The 19834-nt window shown below is 63.4% G+C and carries 18 protein-coding genes; 10 read left to right on the top strand and 8 right to left on the bottom strand.

The window, feature by feature from the left end:
• Window position 1 precedes the first annotated feature (1 nt).
• The gene (locus QCE88_RS24685) at window positions 2-1342 is read right to left on the bottom strand and encodes a glycerate kinase (protein ID WP_409018215.1); all 1341 of its coding nucleotides are present in this window, start codon (window positions 1340-1342) and stop codon (window positions 2-4) included.
• Window positions 1343-1591: 249 nt separating this feature from the next.
• Window positions 1592-2686, bottom strand: coding sequence for a tartrate dehydrogenase (locus QCE88_RS24680; protein ID WP_309907229.1), 1095 nt, complete (start codon window positions 2684-2686; stop codon window positions 1592-1594).
• 109 nt (window positions 2687-2795) lie between these two features.
• Here QCE88_RS24680 and QCE88_RS24675 point away from each other — a divergent pair, with 109 nt between their 5' ends.
• Window positions 2796-3722: a LysR substrate-binding domain-containing protein gene (locus QCE88_RS24675; protein WP_309907227.1), complete on the top strand. Its 927-nt coding sequence runs from the start codon at window positions 2796-2798 to the stop codon at window positions 3720-3722.
• Window positions 3723-3912: 190 nt separating this feature from the next.
• Here the strand turns inward: QCE88_RS24675 and QCE88_RS24670 are convergent, their stop codons facing one another.
• On the bottom strand, window positions 3913-4848 hold the full coding sequence (locus QCE88_RS24670) for an aldose 1-epimerase (RefSeq protein ID WP_309907225.1): 936 nt from the start codon (window positions 4846-4848) through the stop codon (window positions 3913-3915).
• Window positions 4845-5645 carry a phytanoyl-CoA dioxygenase family protein gene (locus QCE88_RS24665; protein WP_309907223.1) on the bottom strand — a complete coding sequence of 267 codons (801 nt, stop codon included), beginning with the start codon at window positions 5643-5645 and terminating at the stop codon, window positions 4845-4847. The genes QCE88_RS24670 and QCE88_RS24665 overlap by 4 nt, the downstream gene beginning before the upstream one ends.
• Before the next feature lie 213 nt (window positions 5646-5858).
• On the opposite strand from QCE88_RS24665, the gene QCE88_RS24660 reads away from it, so the two are divergent.
• The 5 genes from QCE88_RS24660 to QCE88_RS24640 all read left to right on the top strand — a co-directional run bounded on the left by QCE88_RS24660 (window position 5859) and on the right by QCE88_RS24640 (window position 11652).
• On the top strand, window positions 5859-6947 hold the full coding sequence (locus QCE88_RS24660) for a LacI family DNA-binding transcriptional regulator (RefSeq protein WP_309907220.1): 1089 nt from the start codon (window positions 5859-5861) through the stop codon (window positions 6945-6947).
• A 111-nt stretch (window positions 6948-7058) separates the two neighbouring features.
• Entirely contained in the window at window positions 7059-8066 is a 1008-nt protein-coding gene (locus tag QCE88_RS24655) for an ABC transporter substrate-binding protein (protein WP_309907218.1), read from the top strand.
• Window positions 8067-8136: 70 nt separating this feature from the next.
• Complete coding sequence (locus QCE88_RS24650; RefSeq protein WP_309907216.1) at window positions 8137-9702, top strand: sugar ABC transporter ATP-binding protein; 1566 nt, start codon at window positions 8137-8139, stop codon at window positions 9700-9702.
• Window positions 9702-10685 (top strand): ABC transporter permease, encoded by a 984-nt coding sequence (locus tag QCE88_RS24645; RefSeq protein ID WP_309907215.1) that lies wholly within the window; start codon window positions 9702-9704, stop codon window positions 10683-10685. Before QCE88_RS24650 ends, QCE88_RS24645 begins: the two co-directional genes overlap by 1 nt.
• A 7-nt stretch (window positions 10686-10692) precedes the next feature.
• Window positions 10693-11652 (top strand): ABC transporter permease, encoded by a 960-nt coding sequence (locus QCE88_RS24640; protein ID WP_309907213.1) that lies wholly within the window; start codon window positions 10693-10695, stop codon window positions 11650-11652.
• 12 nt (window positions 11653-11664) lie between these two features.
• Here the strand turns inward: QCE88_RS24640 and QCE88_RS42105 are convergent, their stop codons facing one another.
• Together QCE88_RS42105 and QCE88_RS24630 are read right to left on the bottom strand one after the other, a co-directional pair.
• Entirely contained in the window at window positions 11665-12921 is a 1257-nt protein-coding gene (locus tag QCE88_RS42105) for a YadA-like family protein (protein WP_409018214.1), read from the bottom strand.
• Window positions 12918-13394, bottom strand: a complete 477-nt coding sequence (locus tag QCE88_RS24630) for a hypothetical protein (protein WP_309907210.1) — start codon at window positions 13392-13394, stop codon at window positions 12918-12920. The genes QCE88_RS42105 and QCE88_RS24630 overlap by 4 nt, the downstream gene beginning before the upstream one ends.
• On the opposite strand from QCE88_RS24630, the gene QCE88_RS24625 reads away from it, so the two are divergent.
• The gene (locus tag QCE88_RS24625) at window positions 13393-14190 is read left to right on the top strand and encodes a DUF1521 domain-containing protein (RefSeq protein WP_309907208.1); all 798 of its coding nucleotides are present in this window, start codon (window positions 13393-13395) and stop codon (window positions 14188-14190) included. The genes QCE88_RS24630 and QCE88_RS24625 overlap by 2 nt on opposite strands.
• A 274-nt stretch (window positions 14191-14464) precedes the next feature.
• On the opposite strand, the gene QCE88_RS24620 is transcribed toward QCE88_RS24625, so the two are convergent.
• Both QCE88_RS24620 and QCE88_RS24615 read right to left on the bottom strand, forming a co-directional pair.
• A complete protein-coding gene (locus QCE88_RS24620; RefSeq protein WP_309907206.1) occupies window positions 14465-14737 on the bottom strand; it encodes a hypothetical protein in 273 nt (90 codons plus the stop codon).
• A gap of 914 nt (window positions 14738-15651) precedes the next feature.
• Entirely contained in the window at window positions 15652-15978 is a 327-nt protein-coding gene (locus tag QCE88_RS24615) for a ribbon-helix-helix domain-containing protein (protein ID WP_309907204.1), read from the bottom strand.
• A gap of 585 nt (window positions 15979-16563) precedes the next feature.
• Here QCE88_RS24615 and sctC point away from each other — a divergent pair.
• The 3 genes from sctC to QCE88_RS24600 all read left to right on the top strand — a co-directional run bounded on the left by sctC (window position 16564) and on the right by QCE88_RS24600 (window position 19800).
• On the top strand, window positions 16564-18168 hold the full coding sequence (sctC, locus tag QCE88_RS24610; RefSeq protein WP_309907202.1) for a type III secretion system outer membrane ring subunit SctC: 1605 nt from the start codon (window positions 16564-16566) through the stop codon (window positions 18166-18168).
• A complete protein-coding gene (locus QCE88_RS24605) occupies window positions 18165-19262 on the top strand; it encodes an FHA domain-containing protein (RefSeq protein WP_309907200.1) in 1098 nt (365 codons plus the stop codon). Before sctC ends, QCE88_RS24605 begins: the two co-directional genes overlap by 4 nt.
• Before the next feature lie 130 nt (window positions 19263-19392).
• Window positions 19393-19800 carry a hypothetical protein gene (locus tag QCE88_RS24600; RefSeq protein ID WP_309907198.1) on the top strand — a complete coding sequence of 136 codons (408 nt, stop codon included), beginning with the start codon at window positions 19393-19395 and terminating at the stop codon, window positions 19798-19800.
• The last annotated feature ends 34 nt before the right edge of the window (window positions 19801-19834 follow it).

The raw sequence follows: 19834 nt of genomic DNA, 5'->3' as shown, positions 1-19834 counted from the left end.
CTTATCTGCTCCCTGAAAGATCGCCGTGCTGAGCGGCAATGAAAATGGCTCGAAAATCATTGACGTTGGTCAGCGTCGGTCCGGTGATGACCGAATCGCCAAGCGCCTGAAAGAAGCTGTGCGCATCGTTGTCTTCGAGACGCTCGGTCGGACGGATGCCGCGATCCCGGGCACGCGCCAACGTGTCTGGCCTGAGAAGCGCGCCGGCGATTTCTTCCTGACCATCGACGCCGTCCGTATCACCTGCGATGGCGAAAACGCCGGGTTCGCCGTTCAGCGCGACGCCAAGAGAAAGCAGGAATTCGACGTTGCGACCACCGCGACCGCTCCCACGAACGGTGACGGTCGTCTCTCCGCCGGACAGCAGGATGCAGGGGGTGACGAAGGGCTGACCGCGTCGGCTTACCTGCTTTGCAATACCGGCCATCACTGCGCCCACATCGCGCGCCTCGCCCTCGATCGCGTCACCGAGGATGTAGGCGTTGATGCCTGCGGCCTGTGAGTGCATTGCGGCCGCTTCGAGAGCGAGCTGCGGGGTTGCGATCAGATGGGTCTCGATGGCCGGCAAGCGGCTATCGTTGGGTTTCAATGTCTCCGTGCGACTGCTCTCCAGCAACTCGATGATCGTTGGGGCCGCGTCTATTTCGTAACGTCGAAGGATCGCCAGCGCATCCGCGCACGTGGTCGCGTCTGGTACGGTCGGGCCCGATGCGATGTCGCTCACGGCGTCCGCGGGCACGTCGGAGATGATCAGGTTGACGACGCGAGCGGGATAACAGGCAGCAGCAAGGCGGCCGCCCTTGATGGCCGAGAGGTGTCGGCGGACGCAGTTCATTTCAGAGATGGTCGCGCCGCTGGCGAGCAATGCCTGATTGATTTCTTGTTTGTCTTTGAGCGTCAGCCCTTCAGCAGGCAGCGGCAACAGCGAAGATCCGCCGCCTGAGACAAGACAGAGAACCAGGTCGTCGGCAGTCAATCCCGAGACAAGGTCCAACATGCGCTTGGCCGCTTTCAGTCCGTTCTCGTCGGGCACGGGATGAGCCGCCTCGACGATGTCGATACGCTCGCAGGAAACGGCGTATCCGTACCGGGTGACGACGAGACCCTCGATCTCGCCGTTCCAGTGATCTTCAACGGCTTTTGCCATCGCGGCCGAGGCTTTGCCGGCACCGATGACGATGGTTCGCCCACGGGGCGGAGACGGGAGGAAGTCGGGTACGCGCAACGCCGGTTGTGCGGTCGCGATGGCGGCCTTGAACATGTCTTGCAGCAGACGGTCGATGTCCAGTTGTCCTGGCGTGCCATCACTCGCTGACGGCGCAAGGCGAGACGAGGTTTTCATTTCTGCTCTCGCGTCGCTGTCGCGTTGGCTGGGGCAGAAGCGAAAGGGGCGAAAGGGGCGAAATGGAGCGAGGTGAACATCTTGTCTCCTGCTTTATATTGGGCGCGTACGGACGAGCGCGACCGGCCGCACGAGCGCGGCGGCGCGCTCGTCGTCTCAGGAACCGGTGAATGTCAGCGAGTTTCGACCGGGCCCACTCTCAGGTGGGCTCGCGATGCGCGAAGCAACAGCGCGCGGATGTCTTGGTGCTTACGCTGCGTGACTGCTCGGGATGGCTGATTTTTCGATCAGCGCGCAGACGGCGGCCGTTACTTGTGCCGTCGTCGCCGTACCGCCGAGATCACGCGTATGCAGGGAGGTGTCGGCAGTGACTGTTTCGACGGCTTGCATCACGCGCGTGGCGGCCTCGGCTTCGCCAAGGTGCTCGAGCAGCATGACGACGGACCAGAAAGTGCCGACCGGATTGGCCAAACCCTTGCCCATGATGTCGAAAGCCGAGCCGTGGATCGGCTCGAACATGGACGGAAAGCGGCGTTCCGGATCGATGTTGCCCGTCGGCGCGATGCCGAGGCTGCCGGCGAGCGCGGCGGCCAGATCACTGAGGATGTCGGCGTGCAGGTTTGTCGCGACAATCGTGTCCAGTGTTGCCGGACGGTTAATCATGCGGGCCGTCGAAGCGTCCACCAATTCCTTGTCCCACTTGACGTCCGGGAATTCTTTTGAGATTTCCAGAGCGATCTCGTCCCACATCACCATGGCATGCCGTTGAGCGTTGCTCTTGGTGATGACCGTCAGCAACTTGCGGGGACGGGATTGCGCAAGGCGGAACGCAAAACGCATGATCCGCTCGACACCGGCACGGGTCAGGATCGATACGTCCGTTGCCGCTTCGATCGGATGGCCCTGATGGACCCGACCGCCTACACCCGAATATTCGCCTTCCGAATTTTCACGGACGATCACCCAGTTCAGGTCTTCGGGCTTGCAGCGCTTAAGCGGGGCGTCGATACCGGGCAAAATCCGGGTCGGTCGCACATTGGCGTATTGATCAAGCCCCTGACAAATTTTCAGGCGCAGACCCCAAAGCGTGATGTGGTCCGGGATGTCCGGATCGCCTGCTGAGCCGAACAGGATTGCGTCCTTGTTGCGGATGGCGTCGAGGCCGTCCGCGGGCATCATGACGCCATGTTCGCGGTAATAGTCGCCGCCCCAATCAAAGTTTTCGAATTCGAATGCGAACGCCTTCGTCGTCCTGGCGAGTGCCTCCAGCACCTGTGCGCCGGCGGGAACGACCTCCTTGCCGATACCGTCGCCAGGAATAGTTGCGATGCGATAGGTTTTCATGTCTCCGTCCTTCATGTGTTGTGGGTGTGAATGAACTTTACCCATCTTGAGACGTAAAAACCGGCGCTATACTCAAAGCATCTTTAACTTTGATTCACAGGTGGAGGTCATGACCGACATTGTCCAGCCATCCGATCTCAGCTTCTTTTCGACCCTTGCCGCGTCAGGCAGCCTGAGCGCGGCGGCTCGAGAGCTTGGCCTTACGCCAGCGGCCATCAGCAAGCGTCTGACTCAGATGGAGAGTCGTGCGGGCGTTGCCCTCGTCAATCGCACGACGCGCCGGATGATGCTCACGCCAGAGGGCGAGCTGTACCTTCAGCACGCGCGTCGAATCCTTGACGAGATCGACGAGCTGGCCGAACTTCTGGGCACGGCCAAAAAGAGTCCGAAGGGATTGCTGCGGGTGAATGCCACGCTCGGCTTCGGGCGCAGCCACGTCGCACCCATCATTTCACGCTTCGTTGCGAAATATCCGCAGGTGTCGGTTCAGCTTCAATTGTCGGTCACCCCGCCGCCGCTGACGGACGACACGTTCGATGTCTGTATCCGGTTTGGCGAACCCCCTGATTCGCGGGTCGTTGCACGCCGTCTCGCGGAGAATAGACGGCTGCTCTGTGCCGCACCTTCGTACATCACGGCTCACGGGATGCCGGCAACCGCGCATGACCTGACGCGACACAACTGCATCGGCATTCGTCAGGGCGACGAAGCCTACGGCGTGTGGCGTCTGACTTCGGGGAGAGGCACGTCGCGCAAAACGGAGGCCGTGCGCATCGAAGGCACGCTGACGACGAACGACGGAGAGATCGCCGTGAAATGGGCGCTTGAAGGACACGGCATCCTGATGCGGGCCGAGTGGGACATCAAACAGTATTTGGCTGACGGGTCTCTGATTGTCGTACTGCCCGATCACGATACGCCGAACGCCGACATTTTCGCCGTTTATTCACAACGGCATCAGATGTCAAATCGCATCCGTGCGTTTGTCGACTTTATCGCCGACGACCTTCTTAGCGAAGCGCGCGAACTGGCGTAGCGTGCTGGCCGCAGGCCATCGGGAACGGTTTTTTATACGGCCGCGAAGAGCGTTAATCCCGCCCCGGGAAGGGGCAGTGCTCATGAACCGGCGCGAAAACGGGAAGTCCATCGAAGACTCGGCCGCGCCGCGAATTGGAGTCGTGCCTTGTTTTAAGGTTCTGAAGCGCAACACTCCTGCTACGCAGCGCTCAATCGAGACGAGGGGTCCACTTAAACGTCGCGCTGGCCGACTTGCCAGGCATCAGCACTGCGCCGCCCTTCATCGCGTGATCGACAGAATCGAGATTGATCCAGTCGGCCACATTACTCACCGGTTCGACGCACAGCAAATCCGGGTGCACGGCGGGCGCATACACGACCATGTGCGCGAAATCAGGGTCAGCGGAAAGCGTGATCGACCGACGCTCGCCGGGCCACGAGATAGTCGCACTGCGCGACCAGCACGCATAGTTGTTGTCGAGATCGAAGGCATCGGCGGACATGCCCTCTTGCGATGCCATCGCATCCACGCTCGCATGCGCACCGGCATGCGTCGGCAGCAAGTCCGGCGTGCTGTGCCACATCGCCGCAACGCGTGCATGAACGCGCGTGTTGCGCGTACGCGGGTAATACGGATGATGCCCCATGCCAAACGGCATAGCCCGATCGGACAGATTGCGCACGAATAGCGTCACGCTCAGGCTATCCGTGTCGAGCAAGAAGTCCTGCGCCGCTTCATAGGCGAACGGCCAGTGATGACCCGCCTCCCGCGAAGGCTCATGCCGCAAAACCAGCCGCGCCCGCGCGTCGGACATCTCGTCCACCCGCCACGGCAAGCGCCATGCGTTGCCATGCAGCGCGTGCGGAAACTTGTTGCCATCTCCGGACAGATCCACGAGTGCGCCATGAAAGGCGAAACGCGCATCGCGAATCCGGTTGCAGTACGGCAGCAGCGGAAAGCTGGCCATGCCCAGCGGATCGCGCGCGGCCAGCGCCTCGGACGTGGCGGGGCGCAGCCAGTGAATGGTCCGGCCATCGCGGGATTCGTCGAAAGCGGCAATTGCGCCGCCAATGTCCGGCGCAAGCAGCACGCGCCGCGCGTCGTGGCGCAACTCGACGAGGCTTGCGGAAGCAGGTGTGCTCAATATGCGAACTGCCGGTAGTTTTCGTCGAAGGTCCGCGCGGTCTCATCCACTTGCGGATTGAAGCGCAGCAGGCGCCGCGCACGCGCGGGCAACGCAGCGAACACGTCGCGCGGCACGTCGATATGCACTTCGGGCCGGAAATACCACGCCCGGCTATAGCCGATCACGACCATCGGGCGCGGCTCGCCAGTCAGGTTCGGCGTGCCGCGATGCAAGCCGCGCACGTCGCGAATCATCACGTCGCCGATTTGCATCGGCACGCGCTCCGCCGGGAACCGCCCTGCTTCGAGGCCTGCCAGCGCTTCGTCGCGAGACAGGCGATGCGTGCCACGCGTGGTTTCCAGCGGACCGTTGCTGTCGTCGACATCGACGAGCGGGAAATTCACCGCAAGCTGGAAGGAAGGCGTCTCGGGCGCATCGTCGAAGAGCGGCGGCGTGTCGCGATGCCACTCCTGATGCACCGAGCCAAGCACCGGCGTGTCCGTGGCGAGCTGGCACATCACCGGATCCGGCCCGGCAACGCGCTCCGCGATACCCACGATGTCTTCATCGCAAAAGATGGCCGGATCCGCGAAGCCGCCTTCGAACGGCAGCGTCACGTAATAGCGGCCCGGCCCGCGATTGCCGCTGGTCGACGCCTCGCGCGCCTGCTCCAGATGCGGCTGCAAGAGCGGTCCAAAGGCGTCGCGCCACGCTTCGATGGTCGCGCGCGAAAAGTGATTGCGCAGCACGACGAAACCGTCCTGCTCGAACGATGCAGCGAGCGTGTCCCGCGTGCCTTCGTCGTACTTGCCCATGCGCGCTCTCCTCGTAACGGGATGGAAGCAGAATCGCACGCGCGTAATCGATTCGTCAATATTATTAGTAATAACTGGTGAAAACCCCGAGTCAATATGACCAATAAGTACGTGCTTTCCGCGGCATTCATCACTAATATTAGTGACAAGTTTTGCCCTCCGTGGCGTGTCAAGCAACAGAAAAGGATCCAGCCGCCCGACGCGGCATGCACGATGAAAAAGACGACGCAACGCCGCCCGACGATGACCGACATCGCGAAACTCACTGGAGTCTCGCAGTCCACGGTATCGCTCGTGCTGAACAATGCGAGCGGCGCGAAGTTCTCGGACGCAACGCGCGACAAGGTACTGCGCGCCGCCCAGGATCTCGGCTACCGCATGACGCAGCGCGAGCCGGCCGAGCCGCTGGGCAACGCAAGCGAACGCAACCTGATCGTCTATCTCGCGGATGAAATCTCGACGAGTCCGCATCCGGTCGTGAGCATTGACGGCGCGCGCGACGCGGCCTTCGCGCATGGCCGCATGCTTGCGGTCTATTCAACGCACGGCAATGCGGAGATCGAGGCGCGCGTGCTCGATGCAACGCTCGGCAATCCGGACGTGCTCGGCGTCATCTACGCCACCGTCTATACCCGCCGCGTCACGCTGCCGGCCGCGCTCGCCCGCGTGCCCACCGTGCTGCTCAACTGCTATGCGAACGAGGCGAACGTGTCCTCGGTGGTGCCCGCCGAAGTCGCGGGCGGCCACAGTGCAACCGATCACCTGTTGAGCGCGGGCCACCGGCGCATCGGCTATATCAACGGCGAGCCCTGGCAGGACGCCGCGCGCGACCGCCTGAAGGGCTATCGCACGGCGCTTGCCACAGCGGACCTGCCGTTCGCGCCCGAACTCGTGCGCGAGGGCGACTGGAGCCCGGACACCGGTTTCGAACAGACGCTTGCGCTGATGCGCGAGCCGAATCCGCCCACCGCCATCTTCTGCGCGAACGACCTGATGGCGCTCGGCGCGATCGAGGCGCTCAAGCAACTCGGCCTGCGCGTGCCCGACGATGTCTCCGTGCTCGGCTACGACGATCAGGAAATCGCGCGGCATACGCATCCGCCGCTGTCCACGGTGGTGCTGCCGAATTACGAACTGGGCCGCTGGGCAGTGGACACGCTGCTGCAGGAAGAAGAAAACCGCGCCGCGGGCGCGCCGGTGCGGCGCCGTACCGTGAAGATCGACGGACCGCTGATCGAACGCGGCTCGGTCAAGGTCATCAGCGAAGCAAGGCAACTCGCAATTAATAATATTAGCGATTGACGGTCAATAAACCGTAGAACAAGACACGCAGAACACTCTCGCAGCAAGCAGACCGGGCAACACAAGCATCGGCATCACTAGAAAAAGGCAAACCATCCTATGGAGGAAGACATGCTGTCGCTAGAAAAGAAATCACGCTTGGGCCTGCGCCCGCTCGCCGCCGTATTCGCCACCCTGACGCTTGCCGCCGGCTTCAGCGCCGCTCACGCGGCCGACGACGGCCTGCCGAAGATCGCGAACAAGAAACCATTGAAGGTCGGCTTCGCGCAGACGGAGAGCAACAACCCGTGGCGTCTGGCCGAAACCAAGAGCTTCAAGGACATCGCCGCGAAGTGCGGCTGGCAGATGGTCATGACCGACGCCAACAGTTCGGCGGCGAAACAGGTGTCGGACATCCAGAGCATGATCGCGCAGCACGTGGATCTGCTGGTGTTCCCGCCGCGTGAAGAGAAGCCGCTCGTGCCGGTGGTCATGCAGGCCAAGAAGGCGGGCATTCCGGTGATTCTGGTGGACCGCAACATCGACCAGTCGATGGCGAAGGCGGGCAAGGACTACATCACCTTCATCGGTTCCGACTTCATCGATCAGGGTCACCGCGCCGCCGACTGGCTCGTGAAGGCCACCAACGGCAAGGCGACCATCATCGAGCTGGAAGGCTCGACGGGCGCGTCCGCCGCGAACGACCGCAAGAAGGGTTTCGACGATGTCATCGCGAAGAACCCGGGCATGAAGATCGTGGCGTCGCAGAGCGGCGACTTCGCGCGCGACAAGGGCCGTCAGGTCATGGAGACGCTGCTGCAGGCGCATCCGGACGTGACCGCCGTCTACGCGCACAACGATGAAATGGCGCTCGGCGCGATCGCCGCGATCAAGGCCGCCGGCAAGCAGCCTGGCAAGGACATCCAGATCGTGACCATCGACGGCACCAAGGGCGGTCTCGAAGCCATCAAGGCCGGCGAACTCGGCGCGAGCGTGCAGTCGAGCCCGTTCTTCGGCCCGCTGGCCTGCGACGTCGCGCAGAAGTATGCGAAGGGTGAAACCATCCCGCCGTGGGTCAAGGTGTCCGACCGCTTCTACGACAAGAGCAACGTCGACGAGAGCATGCAGTACGGGTACTGAAGCGAAGTGTGTGTGTCTTGCGGGCGCCTGAAAGCGGGCGCTCGCTTTTTCATTTCGACGGACTCACGGCATGGCTCAGACTCCCCTTCTCGACATGCAGGACATCGACATCGCCTTCGGCGGCGTCGCCGCGCTGAAGCACGCGCGCCTCACGGTCGCCGCCGGCGAAGTGCATGCGCTGATCGGCCAGAACGGCGCGGGCAAGTCCACGCTCATCAAGATCCTGACCGGCGCCTATCGCAAGAGCGCGGGCACGGTGCGCTACGACGGCCGCGAGGTCGATTTCCGCACGCCCAAGGAAGCGCGTGAAGCGGGCATCAGCACGATCTATCAGGAGATCAACCTGGTGCCGTTCCGCTCCGTTGCCGAGAACATCTTTCTCGGCCGCGAACCGCGCCGCTTCGGCTTGATCGACTGGAAGAGCGTGCAGCGGCGCGCGTCGGAGCTGCTCGAATCGTTCGGCTTGCATATCGACGTGAAGAAGCCGGTGATCGATTATTCCACCGCGATCCAGCAGATGGTCGCGCTGGCGCGCGCCGTGTCGTCGGACGCGAAGATGGTCATCATGGACGAATCCACGTCCTCGCTCGACGAGCGCGAAGTCGAGCTGCTGTTCAGCGTGGTGCGCCGTCTGCGCGACGACGGCCGTGCGGTGATCTTCGTCTCGCACCGCCTCGATGAACTATATGCGCTGTGCGACCGCGTCACGGTGATGCGCGACGGCCAGACCGTCGCCGAAAGCACGATGCAGGAGATGGACAAGCTCAAGCTCGTCACGACGATGCTCGGCCGCACGCTCGCCGCCGTCGTGCATGAAGACAGCGCGGTGAAGGAAGCGAATCTCGCCAAGCGCGGGCCGGTGGCGCTCGCGGCGCAAGGTCTTGCGGCAGGCGCGAAAGTGACCGACGTATCGCTCGATGTTCACGCGGGCGAGGCAGTGGGACTCGCGGGCCTGCTCGGCTCGGGCCGCACCGAGACCATGCGTCTGCTGTTCGGCGCGGACCGTCCCGCGAAGGGCACGCTGGCCGTGAACGGCGAACACGCCGCGTTCAGGTCGCCGAAGGATGCCATCGCGCGCGGCGTCGCTTATCTGACGGAAGACCGCAAGGCCGAAGGCATCGTGCCGGAGCTTTCGGTGCGCGACAACCTCACGCTGGTCTGCCTGCCCGCGCTGACGAAACGCGGCGTCGTCGATGTGGCGAAGCAGCGCGAGATCGTCGATGGTTTCATCGAATCGCTCGGCATCAAGCTGCGTTCCCCCGACCAGCCGATTCGCGAACTCTCCGGCGGCAATCAGCAGAAAGTGTTGCTGGCGCGCTGGCTCGCCACGCAGCCGCGTCTCTTGCTGCTCGACGAACCGACGCGCGGTATCGATGTCGGCGCGAAAGCAGATGTCGCGAAGATCGTGCGCGAGCTGCGCGATGCGGGGCTTGCGGTGCTGCTGTCGGCCTCCGAACTCGAAGAGCTGACCGCGGTGGCCGACCGCGCGGTGGTGATCCGCGACGGCGAGACCGTCGCGCAACTGGACGGCGCAGAGATGAACGAGGCCGCGATCATGGACGCCATCGCCTATGGCGCGGGCGAGCAATCGACGCTGGCGGAAGCGGCGGAAACGACTGCGCGAGGAAGCGAATGATGATCGACAAGACCCAACCGGCGAGCGCCCTGGCGTCCGCCGCGCCGGCGAAGAAACGACGCGGCGTCGCGATCCAGCGCGAGATCGTCGTGCTGCTCGCGATGATCGTGTTCAACCTGATCTTCACGCAGCATTTCGTGTCGCTGCAAACCTTCAACGTGAATCTCACGCAGGTGGTGACGATCGTGATCGTCGGCATCGGCATGACGCTGGTCGTGGCGACGGGCGGCATCGACCTCTCGGTGGGTGCCTCGATGGCGATTGCCGGCGCGCTCGCGCCGATGCTCTTCACGAACATCGCGGGCCCGCTCGGTATCGTGCTCGCGTTCACGCTGCCGGTGCTTGCCGCCGCCGTGTGCGGCGTCTTCAACGGCTTTCTCGTCACGCGCCTGAACGTGCAGCCCATCGTCGCGACGCTCGTGCTGTTCATTGCTGGACGCGGCATCGCGCAAGTGGTCACCGACGGCAGCCTGCAAGCTTTCAACAACCCGGCGTTCCAGTGGATCGCGCTCGGCAAGGTCGCGGGCGTGCCGTTCCAGATCCTGCTGATGCTGGTGCTGGTCGCGGTGTTCACGTGGATCGTGCGCAAGACCCTGTTCGGCAAGTACCTGCTCGTGACGGGCGGCAACGAAGCCGCCGCCTATCTCTCGGGCATTCCGACCACGCGCGTGAAGATGCTCGCCTACACCGCGTGCGCGGCGCTGGCCGGGCTCGCCGGTTTGATCTCGATCTCGGTGAATTCGTCGTCGGACGCGAACGTCGTGGGCCTGGGCGTCGAACTCGATGCGATCGCGGCCGTCGCCGTGGGCGGCACGGCGCTCACGGGCGGCAAGGCTTATATCACCGGCACGCTGATCGGCGCGCTGATCATCCAGCTGCTGCGCTACACGCTGCTCGCGCACGGCATTCCGGACGCCGCCGCGCTCGTGCTGAAGGCCGCGATCATCATCGCCGCCGTGTACGTGCAACGCAAGCGAGGCTGAGCCGCTCATGAAAAAGAACCTGCCCATCCTGATCGCGCTCGCTGCGCTGCTCGTGCTCGGCGTCACGCGCTACGAGCATTTTGCCGACGCCTACAACATCACGTCGTTCTGGCGCTACAACTCGATGTTCCTGCTGATCTCCATCGGCATGGCCTTCGTCATCATCACCGGCGGCATCGATCTCTCGGTCGGCGCGGTGGCCGCGCTGGCGAGCGTCGTCGCGGCGCTGGCCAGCGGTCACGGCGTCGTGGCGGGCGTGCTCGCGGGTTCGCTCGCGGGACTCGCGGTCGGCGTGCTGAACGGACTCGTCATCACGCACATGCGCATCCTGCCGTTCATCGTCACGCTGGCGACGAGCCTCGGCGCGCATGGTCTCGCGCTACTGCTCGGTCATAACGATGCCGTCGCCATCTCGTCCGACACCGCCTTCGCCGCGTTCGGTCAAGGCGACTTTCTCGGGCTGCCGATTCCCGGCATCGTCTGCGCGGTGGTCGCGGTGATCGGCTGGGTGGCGCTGCGCAGTTCGCGCTTTGGACGGCATGCGCTGGCCATCGGCGGCAGCGAGGAAGCTTCGCGTCTGATGGGCTTGAACGTGGATCGCACGCTGGTCTGCGTGTATGCCGTGAGCGGCCTGCTTGCAGGCATCGCGGGCGCGATCCTCGCCGCGCAGTTCGGTGCGGGCCAGCCGAACGAAGGCGTCGGCTGGGAACTGTTCGCCATCTCGGCCGTGGTGCTCGGCGGCACGCGGCTGACCGGCGGCGAAGGTTCCATTGCGATGACCATCGCCGGCGTGGCGCTGCTCGGGCTCGTGTTCAACCTGCTCAACTTCGAGAACGGACTCGGCTACATCTCATTGTCCGCGTACTGGCAGTCGGTGATTCGCGGGATGTTCCTGTTGCTCGTCATCGTGTTGCAGGCGCGGGTTCTGAAGCGCGGCGTCGCGACGGAAGCGCCGGTCGCACGATGAACCCGTCGGCGCTCAGGCTCGCAGGACGATACCGATCCCGACGCGCACAATCGTGCTGTTGCCGCCCGCGCTGGACACGCCCAGGTTGTAATTGACCGTGCCCTTCTGGTTCCAGCGCGACACGCCGATGCCAAGCGCCGACTGGCCGCGATAGCTCGCCATCCCCGCGTTGACCGTGGTGCGCCCCGGCAGATACGGCGTCACGATGTTGAGTGCCGCCGCCGACGCGATGCCGCGCCGCGCCACCCGGTCCACGTCGTCGATGCGGCTGTTCACGCCGCCTATCGCATTGTTCAGCTGGCCGAGATTGACGCCGTCCGTCGGCGCCGTGCCTGGCGCAACATGAGTGATCTGCCGCTCGTGATTCGCGCTGCCGACCGACACCGTGTTCTCGCGATCCGCGAGCGAGTCCGCGCCCAGCGCCACTGAATTGACTGCGCTAGCCACCGCACCGTTGCCGAGGGCGCTCGAACGGGCGCCGCTCGCCAGTGCGTCGCTACCGATGGCAAGGCTGTTCGGGGCCGTGGCCTGAGCCGCCTGTGAGGCGCTCACGTGCGCCGTGATGCCGTTCAGCGTCGCGGGCAGCGACGCGTTCGCGGCGGTCTGCGCTCCATTGTTGCTTTCGGGATTGTCCGACCCTGAAGCGTCCGCCGGCGCGGCTGCGAGTACGTTCTCGTCATTTCCTTGGATCTCCGCAAACGAGACCGCGCGAAACACTTTCTCGATGGCCACCGGCCGCGCCGCATCGGCCCGAGGCTGCGTGCGGTTGACGCTGGCCGGACGCGCCGGCGGACGCTTGCCGCTGCGCTGCCCCGGCGCGGCGGCATAGGTGCGCACGGCGCCTGGAAGTGGCTTGAGCTTGCGCTGATGCCGCACCGCGCTCTTGCCCGGCGTGGACCGCTTCGAAGGCTTCGCGGCTTTGCCGGTCGTCACTTTCGAAACAGCAGACGGAGTTGCATCGCCTGAAAAGCGCATGCTGACGCGTCCCTTGCGCGGCGCACGAGTGGGCTCGACTTTCTGCACGGGTATCGTCTCCGCGGCTCCGGACGCCTGCACGCTGTGTGCGCCTGAAGCCGGGAACCCATTCATCACATCGCTCTGTGCGACGGCAATCGAACTCGCGCCCGCCAGGCCGATCAGCGTCAATGCCCTGACCGTGCCCGTCAGCGCATGACGCATCATCGCCGTGCCCGACCCTTCCATACCGGCCGATTCGCTGTCATACGCCTGCATCGGGCACGGGTCCCTTCCTTCGACGCTGATTGTCACTGTCCTTTCCTCACTTGGATAACATTGCTTTTTCTCGAGGAGCGCACCGTGCGCCGCTCGGCTGATACCAGGAAGTTCAGAGGATAGTCACGCAAGCTTTGCAAAGGTGGTACCCGGTAATGACCAATAAGACGCGGCGCATTCCCCACCCGCTTCCTATGCCCGAGGTTATTGCGATAACCATGTAGCACCCGAAGAGGGTTATCGAAAACTAAACTTTCCTTGCAGCTTTGAACAGAACGCGAACCCCTATCGAATCTGTTCAGCCGCATGGAAAGATCACCATAACCTTCGCTAAAACAGGACGTTCTTATGACTTTCTCACTTATGGCCAACTCGGGCTTCAACATGCAGGCATCGCTGCCGCCGCTTCCACCGCGGCTGCCAAGCCAATTCGGCGGCGGTGGCTTCTGCAACGGGCCTTCCATGTCGTCCGCGTACCGGCCCGCGCCGGTGCCGATGCCGATGCCCATGCCAGCACCGATGTCGCCCTTCTCGGGCGGCGGTTATCAGACGTCGAGCTATAACAATTTCTCGCAACAGACCTACAGCGATCCGTCCAGTTACTACCAATCGATGTCTTCGTCGAATTACTATTCGCTGAATTCACCGATGGGCAGCATGTCCTCATTCCAGTCGTTCAATTCGATGTTTGCGAATCAGGCCCCGCAAGGATCGAACGGAGGCAGCAACTTCAGCTATTCCGACTTTCAGCGCAGCACGTCGATGAACAGCTATCAATGTCCGCCGACGCCGCCCGCACCGCCGACGCAAAGCGCCTGGTCCGACACGGGCGTGAACAACAACCAGTCGTCGATCGATCTCGGACAGTACAAGCTCGATTTGGACAAGGCGCACTCGTCGATGATGCTCACCGACAAGACCAACAACATCGCCACGAAGGTATGGGGAGACCCGCACATTGACTTCAATTCGGGTTCGGGCAACCAGACGAGCGGCATGTTCAACGGCTCCCTGACGTTCGATCTGCCGGACAACACCACCATCGGCGTGCACACGCAGCCGATCGACGGCGGCGTTTCGCTGGCGGACAGTCTGACGATCACGCGAGGCAACCAGGCGTACAACGTCACGGGCCTGAGCGAACAGAACCCCGCTCCGCTCAGCGTGGAACGGAGCAACAACGGCTTCGCTGCGTGGCAGAACCAGCCGCAGGACGGACCGCACCTGATGGCAACCAACTCGGGTACGGGCTGGGTCAACGAACAGACGCATCAGATGGCGAAGGCGTCCGACTTCAACGCCTGAGTGTCCATTCGATCCTCCTGAACGGACCCGCCCGGAGACGACGGCGCTCGACGCCGTCGTCTCTTTTCTTATTTCTCAAGGCCCGCCGGCCGATTCATGCGGCCGCGCGGCGCGCAGCTAGATCCCCGTTACACATCGGCAGTCACCTCTGGCACGCGTCCGTCGCGCCATCGTCGACTCATGTCGCGAATCTGAAAACAAGAAGCGCACTGCAAGAGACTTGCAGTGCGCTTCGACGCCGTATCGTGTCACGGCGCATCAACCACAAGCGAGATCAGTCGCCGCCGCCTCCATCGCCGCCACCGCCATCGCCGACCGCACCTGCGTCAGCGCCGCCTGCATCAGCGCCGACTGCGCCGGGCGCCCCTCCCTCGCCCGGAGCCGTGTCCGAGGTATTCGGGGGCGCCTCTACTTGCAGATTGTTGTCTTCTGTCGGATCGCGTTCCTGTGGGCCGTTCATGGTTTGCTGACCAGACTGGCTTGCATGCGTGTTACCGCCTCCGCCACCGCCGCCGCCGCCGCCGCCGCCGCCGCCGATCTTCGGCATCGCGCCTCCCACAGCATTCCCAATTGCACCCAACGCACCGCCTCCGCCGCCCAAGGCACCCAAGCCACCGCCGCCGCCACCCGTGCCGCCGCCTCCAGTGGCCTTCGGCGCCGTGCCTCCCGCACCGCCGCCACCGGCCTTGGCGGCTCCGGCTCCGGCACCTGCGCCTGCGCCTGCGCCCCCTCCGTGCATCAATGAGTCGATGACCTTTTTCACTTGGGAGCCAATCGCCTCTGCAAGTCCAGCTGGGCCGTTCCCGGGCTGCTTGACCGCTTGACCTGCTGTAGCCGGCGCAGGCTGCGGTGCGGGCTTCGGCATGACCATCGGTGCGGGTTGCTGTGCCGACATCGGTGCAGCCTTCGGCGCGGCCGTCGGCGCGGGTTGCTGTGCGGCCGTGGGCATCGCACCAGCAGGTGCTACGTCCGAGCCGCCCATTCCCGTAGCATCCTGCCCCGTTGTCGCGGGCGCCTGCTGCGGCGCTCCGCCACCGCCCTGCAGCACCTGCTGGACCGTGTCCTTCACGAATTTATTGATTGCGTCCTCTGCTTCAGGCGGAAGGCTGCCTGTCCCCGCCCCTGCCGCGAGCTGCGTTGGAATTGCAGTGGGTCCGCTATTCCTGGCTGTGTAGTCGTCCACCGAATCCTTCACGGCCTGTTGGATCTGATGCTTGAGCATCGGATCAAGTTGGGACCGCACAGAGGGAAGACTCAGCAAGCCACCGCCGTCGTCCGCGCTCGAAGGCACCATCCCCATTCCTGCCGAACCTACATTTCTCACTGACATAAAGAAAGCTCCTATTGAAATAACAACACTTGAATACACATGCGATGTCTTGCAAAGTCACACTTCCGTCTTTCAATTCAACAATTTCTGTCGCTTATCTCTCCTTTGCGCGGCATAGGCTGCGCACAACTTCACAAGCCCGCCCCGGCTCCCAGAATCTTTCGGAAATCATCGGGCTCACCCGATGAAGAGGGCTGGATTCTCTTGATCATCTCGACCACACACACCACCCTCAGATAGCCTGTGAAGTTCTTTACTTCGTGCGCGCTCAGATCCATCTCCAGCGCCCACTTCGACACCAGCTTTCCCACCGTGACCGCCTCGCGTTCCGCGAGTGTCTCGATGATTCGCCAGTAGACTTCTTCAAGCCGGACACAGGTCGCAAAGCCATTGATTCTCATTGAGCGCTGTCTCGGCACGATCCAGGTCGAACTGATCTCGCAAGCTTGCTTTTTCACGATCCCGGAGCCCGATAACGTTCACCCAACTCACCAGGCTCCGGCATAAGAATTGAAGCGCCGGGAAAACACCTACCTGAAATATCCAGATTCTTATTCCAATGTTTTTTCATGCGGATACACCGTCTAATAAGCTTTGCCTCTGGCGCATACTTTTTGTACGCACCCGCACGATGATTCTGAATCTTCCGGACTCCAATATGTAGTACGCCATTACGACCACTGAAAAATAGAGGCGCGATAAAGTTCGATCACTAAGACGCGGCGCATGCAGTACACGGGGATCCCGGCTATGCGAATCAGATCTTCACTAAATGAGGTGGAGAAGGTTCGTGTCACAGAAACCTAAGCATTCGACGCATGAAAATCTTAAAGATCATGAACTGGCGCAGAATGCAAAAACATCCCTTGATTGGCAGAAACAGAACGCGCCGTGCCGCGCACGGTGCGGCATGGCTGCTTCTGGCGTGGCAAAGCCACGCGGCCCATTCGGCAGAACCCGCATGGCAGGGTGCTTCCATGCACTACGTCGCCCGAAACTCACGTCTTTCGGACGTGCTTAAAGATGTGGCTTCCGCGAGTGCCTTGCGTATCGACATCGCGCGCGGCGTCAACGGCAGCGTCAATGGCGAATTCAATCAGCCGCCGGCCGCCGTGTTCCGCGCACTCACTGAAGCGTGGGGGCTGATCTGGTATTTCGACGGCCAGACGCTCCATGTTTCAACCGCCGACGACGTGCGCAGCCGCACCGTTCCATTCGGACCGCTGAGCCGCGATGAAGTCGCCGCCCGTCTGCGCAGTCTCGAACTGGATGATCCGCATTTGCCGCTGCGCTATTCAAAGGACAGCGTGAGGGTGGTCGGACCTTCGCGATTCGTGGAAGCGGTGTCGGACGCGATCGCCCAGGCGCGCGAGCAGACGACGCCGCAGCAGATCTACGAAAAGACCCAGATCCGCGTGTTTCCGCTGCGCTATGCACAGGCGCAGGACATCACTTATCAATCCGGCACTCAGAAGCAGACGATCCCGGGCGTCGCGACCTTGCTGCGCCGCTTGATGGAGAACGCGGGTTCACTGCCGGTGGCGGCCCAGCGCAACCCGGCGCGCAGCAAGGGCGGCTCGCGCGGCATCCCGCCGCTGCCGAGCCTGCCGGGTCTCAACGAAACTCCGCAGAGCGCATCCGCGAACGACGGCCCGGATGAGTTGCCGCAGTCGGCGGTCAGCCCGGCTCAGCGCAACATCGTCGCGGACGCGCGCACCAATGCGGTCGTGGTGTACGACATCCCCGACATGATGCCGGCCTATCAGCGTGCCATCGCCCTGCTCGACCGGCCGCAGGATCTCGTCGAAATTGCCGCCGTGGTGATGGATGTCTCGAGCGACGCCGCGCGCGAACTCGGCGTGCGTTGGGGCGCGGGCGGCGGCACAGGCGGGCGGGCAGCGCCCTGGTTCGGCACCGATTCGGTCGGGCCGCGCACCGTGCAGCCCGGCGTCACCGCCACCGTGGACGGCGGCTTGACGCTCACCACGCTCATCGGCAATTCGGCCCATTACCTCTATCAGCAGATCCACGCGCTCGAACAGCACGGGCAGGCGCGCATCCTCTCGCGTCCGCGCGTGCTCACGCTGAACAACATCGAGGCCACGCTGTCGTCGCGCAATTCGATGTATGTGCGCGTCGCGGGTAATCAGGATGCCAATCTTTTCAACGTCGATACCGGACTGGTCCTCAAGGTGACGCCGACCGTCGAACAGAGCGGCGCCGAGAACGGCCGCATCCTGCTGAGCGTCCAGATTGAAGACGGCACCTTCGACAACGACGAAGCCGTCGACGGCATTCCGCGCGTCCGAAGCAACTCCATCATCACGCAGGCCGTGGTGCCGGATGGCGAGAGCCTGCTGATCGGCGGATACGAATACGAACACAGCCAGTCCGGCGGCTCGAAAGTGCCCTTGCTCGGCGACATTCCGTTCATCGGTCAGTTGTTCAGCAATGAAACCACGTCGAGCGGCCGTACCGAGCGCCTCATCCTCATTACGCCGCAGTTGAAGCGAGCGACGGACCGACCGGCCCCAGCGGAGGCCCCGATGGCCTCCGCCACGCCGGCCGTGGCTGACGCGCCGTCTCAAGCGCTACCCCTGCTTCCCGCAAGCGCGGATCGCGCAGTTCAAGTTAAGGACGCACGATGAACGGCTTGCCACGCATCTTCGTTACGAGCGGATTGCACGCGGGCGCGAGCCTTCCGCTCAAGGTGGACCATGACATCGAGATCGGCAACGACAGCGAGGCCGATCTGATTCTCGCCGACGACCGCATCGCCCCGCGTCATGCGCGTGCGCAATTGCACGGTCCGCAGCTCGCGCTGTTCGCGCTGGCCGACGGCGTCACGGTATTCGGCCGCCCGCTGAAGGCCGGGTCGCGCACGCTGCTGGATCACGGCGCCACGTTCTGCCTGGGCGACACCTCCTTGCTGTTCAGTCACGGCGAGTATCCGGACGGACAGAGTACACAACAGGCCGAGGCCGACTGGCTGCTGCGGCATGCACCGCTCGCTTGGCTGCGCATGCGTTGCGCGCGCGTCCCGAGCCTTGCGTGGTTCGCGCTGGCGGTGACGCCGCTCGCGCTCGCCGCCGTGCTTAGCCTGAATCCTTTTGCGACCGACGCCGCGCCCCCGCAGGCACCGCTGCTCGAGCGGCCCGCGTTCAGTCACGTGCATGTGGACACCGACAAGACCTCGGGCACGCGCATCTATGAAGGCTACGTTCAGACGCCTGCGGATCTCGCGGCGCTGTCGCTTGCCGCGCGGGCACGCGACCGGTCCGTAAGCGTGCGTGTCTTCGTGATGCAGAACATCGAGGAGCAGTTGAGCGATCTGCTCGACCAGTACTACCGCGGCGCGCAAGCGCGGGTGGAGAAGCCGGGCGCTTTCGTGGTGACCCTGCCAGGAGCGGGCGCGCACCTCAAGGCCGATTCCTGGGACTACGCGCTGGTCGCCCGGACGGCGCAGGCGCAGATCGAAGGCCTGAAAACGCTGAGCTTCGCCGGTCATGAGAACGCAAGCGGGCCCGTGCGCATTCCGCTCGAAAGCTTCGGCCTCAATCTCGTCACATCGCCGCATTCGGCGTGGCTCGCGGATGCCGGCGGCACGCGCTACTTCGCGGGCGGTCGCATCGCGATGGGCAGGATCGAACGGATTCGCGAATGCGGGGCGAGCGTCGTGCGTGAAGACGGCAGCCTCTACGACCTGACTGCCCAGCGCACCGCTTCCGGGAAGCCTTGTTGAAGGGCTCGCGATCAATCTCGCGGCACAGACCATCCATGCATTACCGCTTCGCGCGTCGGCGTGCCGCGCGAGGCGTCGGGAGTGAAGTTGCTTCCGTTGAGCACGCCAGTACTTTCGAAAGGTATCTTAAATGTCCGATTTTTCAGATTTCGCATATACCCCCTCGTATCAAGGCTATTACCCCCGCAACATCCCCAACGTGCTTGCCGGCGACGGCACGCTTTCGCTGGGCGACCTGGCGGCCGCCGTCACGAAGGTACTTCAAAAGAAGGCCCAGGAAATCAACCAGGTCTACCAGCAACAGGCGCAGGAGGACGGGGGTGGTGCGGGCGGCGCGGGCGGTACGGGCGGCGCAGGCGGTACAGCCGGTCACCAGCCGCTTGACAAGATCGGCGCCCAAGGCGGCGGCGTAGGCAGCGCCATCATGATCCAGATGCAAAAGCTCACCAGCGAGTACACGACGATGCTTCAGCAAGCCACGTCGATGATGAGCGGACTGGGCGACACGCACAAGGCGGTGGCGCAGAACACGAAATAACCCAACACGGCCACGAAGCTCCCCCGCGCCGCGC

This window comes from Caballeronia sp. LZ035 (assembly GCF_031451175.1).
Lineage (GTDB): Bacteria > Pseudomonadota > Gammaproteobacteria > Burkholderiales > Burkholderiaceae > Caballeronia.
The sequence above is the reverse complement of the archived record's forward strand: the minus strand, read 5'-3'. Positions and strand labels throughout refer to the sequence as shown.